General features: G+C 58.2%; 10 protein-coding genes. 7 read left to right on the forward strand and 3 right to left on the reverse strand.

Translation table 11 applies throughout. The features are described from left to right. The first annotated feature begins 2 nt into the window (after window positions 1-2). Both sctV and QA635_RS34485 read left to right on the forward strand, forming a co-directional pair. The gene (sctV, locus tag QA635_RS34480; protein ID WP_283064161.1) at window positions 3-2,126 is read left to right on the forward strand and encodes a type III secretion system export apparatus subunit SctV; all 2,124 of its coding nucleotides are present in this window, start codon (window positions 3-5) and stop codon (window positions 2,124-2,126) included. Window positions 2,127-2,157: 31 nt separating this feature from the next. Next, window positions 2,158-2,739, forward strand: a complete 582-nt coding sequence (locus tag QA635_RS34485) for a tetratricopeptide repeat protein (RefSeq protein ID WP_283064163.1) — start codon at window positions 2,158-2,160, stop codon at window positions 2,737-2,739. 201 nt (window positions 2,740-2,940) lie between these two features. Here QA635_RS34485 and QA635_RS34490 read toward each other — a convergent pair whose 3' ends face one another. Then, the gene (locus QA635_RS34490) at window positions 2,941-3,261 is read right to left on the reverse strand and encodes a hypothetical protein (RefSeq protein WP_283064165.1); all 321 of its coding nucleotides are present in this window, start codon (window positions 3,259-3,261) and stop codon (window positions 2,941-2,943) included. A gap of 774 nt (window positions 3,262-4,035) precedes the next feature. Between QA635_RS34490 and QA635_RS34495 the strand changes: the two genes are divergently transcribed. The 5 genes from QA635_RS34495 (at window position 4,036) to QA635_RS34515 (ending at window position 10,775) form a co-directional block, all read left to right on the forward strand. Next, window positions 4,036-4,746 carry a hypothetical protein gene (locus tag QA635_RS34495; RefSeq protein WP_283064168.1) on the forward strand — a complete coding sequence of 237 codons (711 nt, stop codon included), beginning with the start codon at window positions 4,036-4,038 and terminating at the stop codon, window positions 4,744-4,746. 538 nt (window positions 4,747-5,284) lie between these two features. Then, a complete protein-coding gene (locus QA635_RS34500; RefSeq protein ID WP_283071991.1) occupies window positions 5,285-6,526 on the forward strand; it encodes a M16 family metallopeptidase in 1,242 nt (413 codons plus the stop codon). Beyond that, window positions 6,523-7,968 carry a M16 family metallopeptidase gene (locus QA635_RS34505; RefSeq protein WP_425249088.1) on the forward strand — a complete coding sequence of 482 codons (1,446 nt, stop codon included), beginning with the start codon at window positions 6,523-6,525 and terminating at the stop codon, window positions 7,966-7,968. The genes QA635_RS34500 and QA635_RS34505 overlap by 4 nt, the downstream gene beginning before the upstream one ends. A 1,241-nt stretch (window positions 7,969-9,209) precedes the next feature. Continuing rightward, window positions 9,210-9,959 (forward strand): P-loop NTPase family protein, encoded by a 750-nt coding sequence (locus QA635_RS34510; protein ID WP_283064169.1) that lies wholly within the window; start codon window positions 9,210-9,212, stop codon window positions 9,957-9,959. Window positions 9,960-10,019: 60 nt separating this feature from the next. Next, entirely contained in the window at window positions 10,020-10,775 is a 756-nt protein-coding gene (locus QA635_RS34515) for a hypothetical protein (RefSeq protein ID WP_283064172.1), read from the forward strand. 202 nt (window positions 10,776-10,977) lie between these two features. Here the strand turns inward: QA635_RS34515 and QA635_RS34520 are convergent, their stop codons facing one another. Together QA635_RS34520 and QA635_RS34525 are read right to left on the reverse strand one after the other, a co-directional pair. Then, window positions 10,978-12,810, reverse strand: coding sequence for an NEL-type E3 ubiquitin ligase domain-containing protein (locus QA635_RS34520; RefSeq protein WP_283064174.1), 1,833 nt, complete (start codon window positions 12,808-12,810; stop codon window positions 10,978-10,980). 840 nt (window positions 12,811-13,650) lie between these two features. Further along, complete coding sequence (locus tag QA635_RS34525; RefSeq protein ID WP_233475201.1) at window positions 13,651-13,896, reverse strand: hypothetical protein; 246 nt, start codon at window positions 13,894-13,896, stop codon at window positions 13,651-13,653. Window positions 13,897-13,944: the final 48 nt, after the last annotated feature.

The raw sequence follows: 13,944 nt of genomic DNA on the forward strand, positions 1-13,944 counted from the left end.
GCATGGCCAGGCACCTACGAAATTTCGTCGCCCGCGCACCGGCCCATCCGGATATCATGGTCGCACTGATGCTGCTTCTGGCGATCGGCATGATGATCATGCCGATCCCTATCATCGTGATTGACATGCTTATCGGCTTCAACCTTGGCTTTGCCATATTGCTGCTGATGGTTGCCCTCTATCTCAGCACGCCGCTTGATTTTTCGTCGCTGCCGGGCGTCATTCTGATTTCGACGGTTTTTCGTCTGGCGCTGACCATCGCAACAACGCGCCTAATTCTTGCGGAGGGCGACGCCGGCAGCATCATCCACACCTTTGGCGACTTCGTCATTTCGGGGAACATCGCTGTCGGAATCGTCATATTCCTGATCGTGACCATGGTGCAGTTCATGGTCCTTGCCAAAGGCGCCGAGCGCGTCGCAGAGGTGTCAGCGCGCTTCACGCTCGATGCACTTCCGGGCAAGCAGATGGCGATAGATGCGGAGCTGCGCAACAACCATATCGATCAACACGAAGCACGTCGCCGGCGCGCGGCACTTGAGCAAGAAAGCCAACTTCATGGTGCAATGGATGGCGCCATGAAATTCGTGAAAGGCGACGCGATCGCCGGACTGATCGTCATCTGCATCAATATGCTGGGCGGAATCAGCATCGGCCTGCTCTCCAAGGGTATGTCGCTCGATGCCGCGATGCATCACTATACGCTGCTGACGATAGGTGACGCGCTCATTTCACAGATTCCGGCACTGTTGCTGTCGATTACAGCCGCGACCATCGTCACGCGCGTCAACGGGCCCTCCAAGCTCAAGCTTGGGGCCGATATTGTCAGCCAACTTACGGCGAGCACGCAAGCGCTTCGGTTGGCCGCCTGCGTCTTGTTGTTAATGGGATTCGTTCCTGGCTTCCCCTTGCCCCCGTTCGTCATCTTGGCCGCACTCTTCGCTGCCGCAAGCTATGTCAAGGTCGGCGCGAAAGGCGACAAGCCTGCCGCGAAGCCAGGCGCAAATGTCACCGCTTCGGCTCCGGCTCCGGCTCCAGCACAGACACAGAAGCGAGCCGCTCACGCGGAAGCACTTCCGATCGCGTTATTCCTTGCGCCGAACCTGATACATTCAATCGACAAAGACGAGTTGGAACAAAGCATCGCGCGCGTTTCAACGTCGGTATCGGCAGATCTTGGAATCACGGTTCCGCGTATCCCGGCCCAGATTGACCAGAACTTGTCCAAGTCGCAGTTCAGGATAGATGTCGATAGCGTGCCGGTTGAACGGGACGCGATCGATCCGACCCAGCTCGCGCTCAACGATGATATTGCGAACGTTGAACTAAGCGGCATTCCATTTCAGCAAGACCCGGAGACGGCTCGCGTATGGATCGAAGAACGCCATGCAGCTGCGCTCAAAGCCGCCGGGATCGGACACCACCGTCCGGTCGAAATTCTTGCTTTACGTCTCCGTTCCACATTGACACGCTACGCACAGCGCCTGGTCGGCATTCAAGAAACCCGTCAACTGCTTGCCCGAATGGAGCAGGAGTACGCAGATCTGGTGAAGGAAGTGCTTCGTACGGCGACCATTCCTCGGATCGCAGAGGTCCTGCGCCGCCTGCTCGATGAGGGGATACCCATTCGCAACACTCGCCTCCTCCTGGAGGCCCTTGCAGAATGGAGTGAACGCGAGCAGAACGCCGTCCTGCTCACTGAATATGTTCGCGCCGCGCTGAAGCGGCAGATCTGCTTTCGCTATGCCAATGCCCACCGCGTTGTGGCCGCCTTTATCATCGAGCGTGAGACTGAAGAGATAGTGCGCGGTTCGGTGCGCGAAACCGCTGTCGGACCATATCTCGTTCTGGACGATTGGCAGAGCGAGAAGCTGCTCTCACAATTCCGTCAGATCCATTCGACCATCGCACAAAGCCAAAGCCAGCCCGTCATTCTCGGCTCGATGGATATCCGACGCTTCGTACGCGGCTTTCTCACCCGCAACGGGATCGATCTGCCCGTTCTGTCTTATCAGGATCTCGCCTCGGATTTCACAGTCCAGCCGATTGGGTCCGTGAAACTTCCGGCTGCCAAGGAAAGGGTTCCTTCCTCGGAGCGGGGCGGGCTGCTTCCCGCCGCAAGTTAACAGAGCACAGCAGCTCGTCGTGAGATAGCCTATGAATTCCTACGAGATAAGCCTCTGGCGACACGCTCGCTTCTTTCGCTCAGCGTTGTGCTCAGGCACGCTCGCTATCGTTCTGCTGGCAGGCTGCGCTAACCCGGATAGGTCGGCCCTTTCACCGCGGCAGACACTCTCGTCAGAGCTAGCTAACGCCAAGGCGATCGATCCTGGCGTGCGCGAACGAATTGCATACAGCCTCGGTCGGGATGCTGATGAGCAAACTCTGCGCGATACGCTGAAGCAACAACCAAACAATGTCGATGCGGCAATCCCACTTGCGCGGGTCCTGCTGGCCCGCAAATCGCCCGATGAAGCGCTTGAGGTTCTCGATAATGTCCTCTTGGCGGCTCCCGGCGATCTGCGCACACTGAACGCCAAGGGCGTTGTCCTCGATCAGAAGGGCCGCCATCAAGAGGCACAAGGGCTATACCGCAAAGCTCTCGAAAGAGAACCCTCAAATGCAATGTTGCGCAACAATCTCAAACTGTCGCTTGCGCTAGAAAGTAGGACGGAGACCGAGGATCCACAACCGCAGATGGATGACGCCTTGGCCCGAGCAAGATGGCGCGGCAAATAATAGCGTGCAGAGCTTGACGCCTGAGTGGCCGGCTAGGCTCGCCCGAAGCAGCCGCACTACACGCCGCCGCCAAACCTCAAGAATGATAAGCCATGTGGTCGATAATTATACGAATCGTCACGTGTAACAACATTGCAACTTATCCATCACTTACCTTGCAGATGCTTGCGACACTGCCACCTTGCATCGGCAGAGACCAAATTATGCCTGCAGTCCGACATTCGTGAGAGCTTTCGCGGTTTCGATAGAATAGACAACATTCTCCGTGAACCGCTGCTTGGCGCCTTTCATCCACCCCTGAAGAATGCCGATCTGGTCGGGCGCTGAAGATGTCGAGGAGACATCCTTGAAGAACTCAGTCAACTGTGTCGATTCGATTTGAATGCGCTCCTGCCAGTGCCAATAGGCCTCTGAGTACTTTTTCACAAACTCGTTTTGCGCTCCAATTGCTCGCTTTGTGAAGTCCTGAAATGCGCCGGCTGCAATGCCGATGTCATCGTTGATCCCGGTTTCTTTCATCATCACCATCTCCTGTGTGGTTGTATATGGGCGAGACGATGCCTGAGCAGAGCTCCCGCATATCTCCCATGATCACTAATTGGCGCGTCTGCACGCCAGCTTGCAATTGTGAGGCCACTATTGTCACTTCTCGACCGAGCAAGTGACGTGCCACAAACGATCGTGAGGGCTTGCCGTCCACGAACAGGAAAACCATGTGCTTGATACAGTGCTCCCGCAGCCCTGATCCGTGGCGTCGGACTCTGGACATGTAAGTATCATACCGGACAGGGCAGAATGCGACAGGAATAAAGGGCAATGGCAGTTCGTGCTAAACAGCGACGAAGGTGGACCGGGGCGCATTGCCAACCGCTCCGATGCTCTGAGTCTGCTCAACTGGCACTCTCGCACAGCACGTCGCCTGGCGCACGTCCCATCGCTGGACGCTCCACGGCAGAAGATAATGGCGGCAACGTTGTCGTGCAGTCCGAGCAACCGGTCCATGGTAGACGGACGATGCTATGCGTGTCGATCAGTGCGACGTAACCAGTCGGCTTCACGGGAATCGACGTTCGACCCAAGGAGCGGTAATCGCGCGTATTCCGCTTATTCTTGGCTTGCTTCTCACCGCGATAAACTTTCGCTAGAACCGGGACCTTCGATTGGCCGAGAACACTACGACCCGGAATTTACCCCGCCAAAACTAAGAGGCGACGGCCGTTTCGTATGCAGCTAATATTTGCCAGGGTTCGGGCAGACAAAAACGTTCGCCCGAGCGCTCGCGGCTAGGGGACAGGGATGATCACGCCGGTTCGACGGGACTGGAATCCAAACGAATTGTTCAGCGCTCTTACACCTGCGATGTTCTGCGCCGAACCATCAGCCATACGCGCACGTTGGGATAAATTGTGGCCTGACCTATACACGGAATATGACGCCCGGTATTTGAAACAAGAACTTGCCGCCAGAAATCTCATCGCGACTGATGAAGCTGCAGCATTTCTCAACGCCTGGGCGATTGATGAAGAGCGACACACCAATGGCTTCATCCGCATCATTGAACTTGTCGCGAACGGATCCGAAAAGGATCTTCGCGAGAGATTGGGCGCTCGATCGCATGACTTTGGTCCGATCACCGAATACCTGAAGGACGAATTCTCCTTGCTGGTTATGATTGCGTTCGACGAAATGTGCACTTGCCGCGCCTACGCGGCAGAAAAGCCGTTTTACGACGCTCTTGGCAACAACACGTTTCATCATTGGCTGCGAGAGGTAATTGCCGACGAGGCGGTTCATTCGATGAACGCTGTTAATGTCATTCGCGCGCGCTATCGCGACCGCATTGGGCAAGTCGGCGCAATGCTCGATAGCCTAATCCACGCGTGCGATAATCTACGCTATTCTGGCACCTTCGTCCTCGACTACTTCGGCACAGCGTACTCCAAGGAGCTTCTCGTTAACTCTCGCCTCGCAACCATGAGAAACATCGCCAAGCCACTCCCGGCGTAGGACGAGACAGTAACAAGCGAGAGGGATTTGATCCGGCGTCATATCGCGGCTCAATTCGTCTCTCCCTACTGCCATTCTAAGGTTTGTGCCAGATTGTCGTGCGCTTTCTTGCGCAATGTCGTGTTCACGACCTGCCGGCCGTTGACCTTTGACCAGAACACGCGCGCCGGATCGGTTTTGCGTCCGGTTGGCGCGCCGTGCGGTCGTGCCGCGCAGCGGGCAATTGGCCCGACCTTTGCTCCTTGCCAAACCGTGTGCAGCTTCCTGTTTTGTCGGTCTATCTCCCACAAAACATGGATCTCTATGGAGCGAAGGCAAGCCCATGAAGGACCAGAGTTCCGTCAGCGCCATGGCGGCGGGCATCGCTACTGGCGCTATCGATTCAGTGACACAGACCTCCTCGACGGTCGAGCACAGGACGGCTGATAGCACCGATCGTAACCTATACTCTTCTGAGCAGGAGAGCATCTTTGCTGAGGACAAGACCAGATCGGATCGACCGGCTACCCTCACGCTTCCAAACGGCCTGCAAGTGGTGATGATTCCGGATCATCGCGCACCCGTTGTGACTCAGATGATCTGGTATAAGGTCGGCTCCGCCGATGAGCCGGCGGGCAAATCGGGGCTAGCGCATTTCCTTGAACACCTGATGTTCAAGGGCACAACCAAACATCCGGCGAGCGAATTCTCCCAGACCGTGCTGCGTGTCGGCGGCAAAGAGAACGCCTTCACGGGGAGGGACTATACCAGTTATTTCCAGCACGTGCCGCGCGAACAGCTCGGCAAGATGATGGAATTTGAAGCCGACCGCATGACCGGTCTTATTCTCGAGGACCGGGACGTCTTGTCGGAGCGCGACGTCGTGCTGGAGGAATATAATATGCGCATCGCCAACAGGCCGGATGCGCGGCTTGTCCAGCAGATGATGGCGGCGCTCTACCTCAACCATCCCTACGGTCACCCTGTGATCGGCTGGCGACAGGAGATCGAAAATCTCGACCGCGAGGACGCGCTCGCTTTCTACAAGCGTTTCTACGCGCCGAACAACGCCATCCTGATCATCGCGGGCGACGTCAAGGTCAGCGAGGTCCGTCCGATGGTGGAGACGACTTTTGGCGGCATTCCCCCGCAGCGATCGATTCCTGCGGAACGCCTGCGAGCGCAGGAGCCATCGCCGGCCGCGGCGCGCACCGTGACGTTGGCAGATCCCCGCGTCGAGCAGCCAGCCTTGCGCCGCCGCTATCTCGTACCCTCGGCTCGCACCGCGGCCGCCGGGGAGAGTCCAGCGCTTGAGGTGCTCGGCAAATTGATGGGTGGTGGCATCAACTCATATCTCTATCGCGCGCTGGTAATCGACAAGCGGCTCGCGATCAGCGCCTGGACGCACTACCGCGCCACCGCGCTCGATCTCTCGCAATTCGAGATTTCTGCCATGCCGAGGCCGGGCGTTAAGCTCGGGCAGCTCGAGTGCGCCATTGACGAAACGGTCGCCAATATTGCGCACAATTCCCCGCAGGCAGAGGATCTCGAGCGGGTCAAGACACAGCTGATCGCGCAAGCAATCTATGCCAACGACAACCTGGAAGAGCTCGCGACCTGGTATGGCGGCGGGCTGACGACCGGATTGACCATCGACGACGTCCGAGGCTGGTCGGACAGCATCCGCGCCGTACGGGCGGAGCAGGTGCTCGAGGCCTCGCGCAAATGGCTCGACAAGAAGCGCTCCGTGACCGGCTATCTCATCAAAGCGACGTCAAAGCACACGGAGAAACGATCATGACCTGTTCCTTTACACGGCGTGCCTTCTTCATCGGCGGAGCTTCATTGTCAATTGGGATGCTTGTTTCGCCAGATTCGCTCGCCGCCGCCAAGACCGTTGCCGCGACCAAGATCCAGCGCCTGGTCTCGCCCTGTGGTGTAGAGGCCTGGTTCGTCAGGGACGCAACTGTCCCGTTTATTGCGATGGAATTCGCTTTCGACGGCGGCGCGACACAGGACCCCGCGGACAAAGCCGGCGTCGGCTACATGGTCGCTGACTTGCTCGATGAAGGCTCCGGCGATCTCGACTCCAACAGCTTTCACGAGCGGCTCGACCGTCGCGCCATTGAGATGAGTTTTGGATCGACCCGCGATCAGTTCCGCGGTGCCTTGCGCACGCTCGAGGAAAACGCGGATGAGGCCTTCGACCTTTTACGGATGGCACTAACCTTACCCCGTTTCGACGCGGAGGATGTTGAACGGATCCGTGCCAGCCTGCTTGCGAACCTTAGGAATGATTCAAACAATCCTTCATCGCTCGCCAATCGCAAGTTCCTCGAAGTCGCCTTTAACGATCATCCCTATGCTCGGCCGGCCGGAGGCACGCTCGAGAGCGTCCCGAAGATTGGCGTCACCGATCTCAAGGGCTATGTCCGGCGCGTGCTAGCAAAAGACACCCTCAAGATCGCTGTGGTCGGTGACATTCAGCCAGACGTCCTCTGCGGACTGCTCGACAAGGCCTTTGGCGGCCTGCCGGCCAAGGCGGACTCGGTGCCGATTCGGGACGTCGTCGCAGCAAAGCCGCCGCAGCGCGTCTTCATTCCGCTCGATGTGGCCCAGACGGCTGTGACTTTCGGTGGTCCCGGCGTCCGCCGCAGTAAGCCCGATTTCATGGCCGCCAATATCGTCAACCAAATTCTCGGCGGCGACGGTCTGTCGTCACGGCTGTTTCGCGAAGTTCGCGAGAAGCGCGGGCTGGCCTATTCCGTCCGTCAGCAGTTGGTCTGGATGAATCATTCCGCCGTGTTCGTGGGCAATAGCGGCACCCGTGCCAATCGTGCCGGCGAGACGCTCGAAGAGATTGAGAAGCAGGTCCGCCATATCGCCGACGAGGGGCCGACCCGACAAGAACTCGACGACGCAAAATCTTACCTGAAGGGCTCGAAGATGCTGGCTCTTAATTCTTCATCAAAGCTAGCGCGAACGCTGCTGCAACATCAGCTTGACAAGCTACCTATCGACTATATCGAAAACTACAATGCCATCGTCGATGCGGTGACGTTGGAAGACGCCAGGAGGATCGCGCAGCAGCTGTGGGGCCAGGGTCTGCTCACCGTTATCGTCGGCCGACCCCCACCGGTCGCAGCCGAGTCGGCACCTGTCCCATCGGGCACGGCGCCCCCGTCACACGCCGAGCAGCTAGGCGCCACACCATCACCCGCTTTACCGAAAACACCCAATTAACTCTCAGGCAATCCCAGCGCCGCAGGTAGGCTCGCCCTCCATTTCCTCCGGTAGAAGCGGAATTCTTGGCCCGGGGGCCTTCGCAGAGCTAGAGTTTGCTCCTGTCGGCGGACTCCGGGGCAGAGAAGCAGGAGCTATGAAGTCGACGCTTCTTGTTTCCGCTCCTTACCCGATTTGCTAGCAAATATCTGCTTTTAGCTGCCTTGCGCTTTACAGGTGTGCTCAGCTGCTGCGACCGTGGCGAACTGGCGTTATGTTCTGTGGTGTCACGCGGCCCGAGCCTGAATACCTGTGGCGATGATCAGCAGCGGCCCATCGTGGTAGTGGCAGACCCACAATAACGGCGGGTTCCCTCGACGGCCCCGCCTGGGATGCCACCTGATCGGCCGCATTGTCGCGGACCCGATTGTATGCACGAGAAAATTATCGCTTTCGACGTGTCGCGGAGCGAACGGCGATACTCCGAGCGACCAACCTCCGTGTCGCTAGATGCAAGCACGGGGGGTGGTCGGTGACGCCCATGCTCAAAGGAGGATCCCTAATTGAGATGGTCATCAGGCTCGCCGATCAAGCAACTACAGAAGGCCCGTCGGATACCGCTTCCCGCCGTCGAACGGGTCCACAGAGCCGAGGTTCTGGGCCGAGCTCTCAGCTCGGCGCTCTGACATTCGAATGTGCAACGAGGCTTTAAACAGGCCGCTGCTCGATACTTTTCTTATTGTGCTCGCTCGTCACTTTGCCTGCCGGATGAGACGCCGCCATGATTGTCGAGTTAGATGTCTGGCGATCGACTGGATCAACACGGCCGTGCGACCCAACGCGCCGAAAGCGTCTTAAGCACCGGTGCGGAACACCTCGGTCATGCCCACGCCAAAGCGCCACTTTCCTGACGTACGTGAGACTCTCGAGTTGTTTGCACTGATCAAAGATCAAATTGAACGAGCATGATGGCGATCGCGATCATCAGCGCGCATGGTCTACCGCTCGATGAATCTGGCCTTTCAGCTCATCACAAACCTCACGTGAAACGCGATCACGAGAGATTGGTTACTGTCATCGAATTGCATCGTCGTTGCAATCAAAGAGCTCTGACGGCTCGGCACTGGAAAACCTCATCAATCACGCTGCACCCGCATCGAAGATACAATAGCCCCTTCTTTCTGCCATGTTCGCATCCAAAGCAAAGACACGCCGATTGCGCACGTCGCGCGCGGCAATAGCGAGTGTCTCAGGAGAATTCCATGGTGAAGCCGGTTGTGATTGTGGTGGGCGCGGACAAAGGAGGCGTCGGCAAGACGACCGTGTCACGAACGCTTCTGGACTACTTCAACGTCAATAACGTGCAAACACGCGCATTCGACACGGAGTCGCCGCGGGGAACGTTGAAGCGCTTCTATCCCGCAATCACCGAGATCGTCGATATGACGACGACGGCGGACCAGATGAAGATCTTCGATACCCTGAACTCAGGGCTATCCGTCACCGTTATCGATGCTCGCGCCGGCTTACTATCCACAGCACTGGCCTCCTTGCGCGACATCGGCTTTTTGGATTCGGCGCGATCCGGCCAGATCACTTTTGCCGTATTCCATATTCTGGGATCATCCATCGCTTCGCTGGACGAGATCGCCGAGACCGCGACCTACATGGCCGGCGCAAAGTACTATCTGGTGAAGAACTTCATCAACGATACTCAATTCTTCCAGTGGGACCAGTCGACCTATAGTTCCTATTTTCACCGCATCAAGCATGCGACCGAGTTGACCATCCCGAAGCTCAACGAGATGGCCTATGAGCAGGTCGAAGTCGCTTCTGTCCCATTCGTAGATTTTGTCGCAAACAAGGGCCGGAACGAGGAGCCGGCGAACAATTCCTTCGTTCTGCGCGGCTATGTACGGCACTGGCTGGCAAATGTCTGGAGCGAGTTTGATCGCATCAACTTGACGGAATTGGCCGGCGCCAAGTCAGCGACTCGGAGCGACGATAAGTAGTCGCATCATCGGCGAGCGACGGGTTGAGCCCAGGGACGAAGTGAGATTGATCTGCTGGCTATGTTAGCGACTCCTATCTACATCATCTGCTCTCCTAGCCCGCAGGTCGGCAAAACTCTCGTCGCTCGCCTCGTGAGCGAGTACTTGCTGCTGAAAAATGGTACGGCGCTCTCCTTCGATGTAAATCTCAAGGAGCCATCATTGCTCGATTATCTCCCCAACATCACGGAGACCGCAGATGTAATTGACACTTACGGTAAGATGCAACTGATGGACCCACTGATCATACACGATCGGGTAGCCAAGGTGATCGACCTCGGCTTCCACGCGTTCGACGAGTTCTTCAAGATGTGCGAGGAGATCGGCTTCATCAAGGAAACAGCACGCTGCTGTGTCGCGCCTGTCATCCTCTTCGTCGCGGGCGCTGACCGCCATTCCTTCCGTGGTTATCAAATGCTGCGGCGGCAGATTCCACCGGCGGCGCTGGTCACCGTCCACAATGAATTCGTGCTGCGCGGAGGACTACCTGAAGCGATGGATTGTGAGCGAGTGCTCCGGATTTCCGCGCTGCCGTTGTTTCTAAAGAGATATGTCGATCGACTGAGCTTTTCCTTCACCGGGTATCTGCGCGACGAAAAGGACTGGACCACCGAACTGCATCAGTGGATTCGTCGAAACTACACCATGTTTCGTGATTTGGAGGCGAGCGTGATGCAGCGAGGGTCCTATCGGTCTCGCGCAACGAATATCGAGAGCCTACGAGGCACAAGGGCGACTGAGGGACCGGCTCACTCTCCATTTCGCTATCAGAGATGAACGAGTGATATTCGACAGAATGCTCGCCTGGTCGAGCAGCGAGAGAGGTATTTCTCTTGATCGTCCGCACTACCAAGCGACCAAGACCTGCCGGCAACTCATTCGCTCGACGAAACTTCTCCATTCGTTCCTCGATAAGGATCGATAGCCGCCTGCGATTGCGCGCAGCTGGCCGGATCGACGGCTCCCGCTCGAGGGCGCTTCAAAGCTCAAGTCCGAATCTTTCGAGGACCTGATGCATAACCGGGCCTTTGATCTCGAGGGCGATCTCTTTGCGAATCTGGGCACCAAGCACTCGCTCTGCATCGGCATCGCCCGTCAGACCATTCTCGGCCAGTCGTCGATCCAAGCGGGCTTGGAATTCATCGCCCATCGCGTCGACGAGCCGCCTCTCCATTGCAGCATAGTCTTCTGGTGCGATGCGCCTCAATACGCTCTCCCATGGGTGCCAGCGCGTTGCCAGGTAGTCCGGAAATTCCGCTGCCTCCTGATTGCGCACCGACGCCTCGGCCCTGGCAATATCGTCCTCGGTTACGTTAGAGACATTCAAGAAGCGCATGTCCGGAGCGATGTGCAGCAGATGCAGCGGGTCGCGCAGCTGGGTCTGGTAGGCAAGGTAGACCTCGATCTCGTCGACGTAGGCGTCAGGATCGGCACGACGAAGCGAGTTGACCGTCTCGCGTGCGATCCCATCCAGCGCCTCCAGCCGAAACAGGACACGGCCCTGCCGAAGCAGCTCGGCCAACCGCCCGTCATAGACGCCGTCTTCAACGTCAGCGTTCAGACGTGCGCTCTGCATGCCGTTCCAGGTCAAGGTAACCCGATCTTCGCAGCGCTCGCTCGCTCCCGAGGCCAGCTGGAAAAACTGCTCACGCAAACGCGGCCTGACGGCTGCCTGCCGCAGATCCTCGACGACCGCCTGCCGGAACCCGTCGTTGCCATAGTTCACGGTACCCCGGAGCCTGTCGAGGAAGCGTGCATAGTCCCGCGCACCCGGTTCTTGGGCAAAGCCCTGCCAGGTGGCCGTTATCGAGGGCTCGGCCTCGAGCCAGTCCGCCACAACCTCTTGCAGGGACCGCGGCTCGACTTCCAGCGCGCCTTCGGCCGTCGATAAAAAGACCTGCGGGCCTGCATAGTCTGCTGCATGTATCGCTGCCGCCAGGCCGGCCTGCACCAAATCGGGGAGCGGATTATTCTCCAGATCAACGCTAGAATCACGGCCTAGCTGTGTCAGCAGGGTCTCGGGTACGCTGGTCAGCTGGTTGTCGCTGGCGCCGAGCCATAGCAGGTCGGGAGGCACCGTTTCGGGCAGACTGGTCAGTTCGTTGTGGCTAGCGCTGAGCCATTGGAGCCCGCCCGGAAGAGGCTCGGGCAAGTCCGTCAGCTGATTGTAGTCGACGTTCAGGCGCTGGAGCCGGGATGGAAGGTCGGGCAGATTCGTCAAGCGGTTGCCGCTGACGTCCAGCTCCTCAAGCGTCGCCGGAAGGCGATCAGGCAGATTGGTTAGCTGATTGTTATCGACCCTCAGGCGCCGCAAGCCGGGCGGTAGCTGTGCGGGCAGGTTGGTAAGCCCGTTACTGATGACATAGAGCCGCCGCAGGCCATTTGGAAGCTCGGGCAGGCCGGTCAGCTGGTTATTACTGGCATAGAGGCGCTGAAGACTGGCCGGAAGGTCCCCAGGAAGGTTGTTCAGCTGATTGTCGTCGACATTCAGGCGACGCAGCCCGGCCAGGCTCGGCGCAGGCAAGGCGGTCAGCGACAGGGACGACAGATCGAGGGCCTCATTGACATGGCCTGTGTCCTGCCAAGCCCTCGTACGACTTACCGCTTCTTGCCGGTCCTCGTGTTGCCCCTGCCCGACTTCGGCAGCCCAGTTCGTCAAGACCTCGAGCTGCGAGCTGGACGCCTCGCCGGCGGACGCCAGCGCATCCGTCAGGGCTTCGCCCCACTGCGTTGCAGCCGGAGATCCCGGCTCGGAGGTCTCCGAATCGGAAGTTTCGGAAGGAGTGCCTGAGCCAAGCTGTTCTGTATTCATCGCCGTCTCTCCGTATCCAAATCAAGCGCGTCTGCAGCCGCACCCTTAAACCGTCAGACTTCACCAGGGTTGGCGCGCTGATCGGCTGCTGACAAAGCTGGCGGTCATACCGCGCAATCACCGCCCACGGCTGGCGCGAACACCTGCCGGCCTGCGGGCGAGCAACTTCAGCTCACCGCAGCACAGCCAAAGCCGCGGTGGCAGATCGCTTGATGGATACCATCCAATTCTCTTCTGCCAGATCTGAGCATATCAAGCCGGACCAGCCAGCCAGTAAAGACGTTCCTGCTACGAGACGTAGCTGTCGATAAGCTGACGGGCTTCGGAGCGACGAACAATGGGCGGACGGCTGGCCATCAGCCTCTCCCGAAGCTTAGGCGTAGATAGCGGACCGACCAAAAGCAGACGAGGATCAACCGAGTTTTAAGCTTGGCAAAATGCTCGCTGTTTACGGCGCCTCGGCGGCGCGGCGCTGATAGCCGGCGAGTTGCGGCTCCTTTACTCCCGAGGCAACAAACCGCCCCCTGCTCATTCAAGAAGGCCACGTTGGGACGCTAGCTTGAAAGCCCGCGATCCCATGTAGCACCGCTCACGCTTCACTGCGAGGCGGTACGCCCCGGCGCAATCGGCAAAGGCTGGCTGATAACCTCCTGGATAGCGAGTTCCCACCTATTCTGACATCGGCGGCAAGGATCGATCTTGCCAGATCGGTTCAGACTGCCGCAGGTTTCGGCCAGCAAAAGCGGACGACTCGGCCCTTGCCGGGGCGCTTTCTCAGTCGAACAACGCGCGCCCGGCTGCATCTGACACTGATTCGATGGAAGTTTCTTAACTTCGAGATCAATGCAATAGATCCGCCCCGCGTCCGATAAACTCGAGCACCGACTGCGCCTCGTTGATTTCGCTTGAAACGCGCTTCAATATCCGAACTGCCACCTCTTCCGTCGCGATCAGCCCCGCTCTTTCGCAGGCTAATCCGAAATGATGCATCACCTGTTCGTAGGAGGGCGCAACACGATTCTGCAACAAGCTGATCGCCAATGATGAGAGCATCTGCTCGACGACATCCTTCTCAGCCTGGATCAACAACTACGTCCTTCCGATTGTTTACTCAATTCTGTGGCTGTGCACGCC

This window comes from Bradyrhizobium brasilense (genome assembly GCF_029714345.1).
Lineage (GTDB): Bacteria > Pseudomonadota > Alphaproteobacteria > Rhizobiales > Xanthobacteraceae > Bradyrhizobium > Bradyrhizobium australafricanum.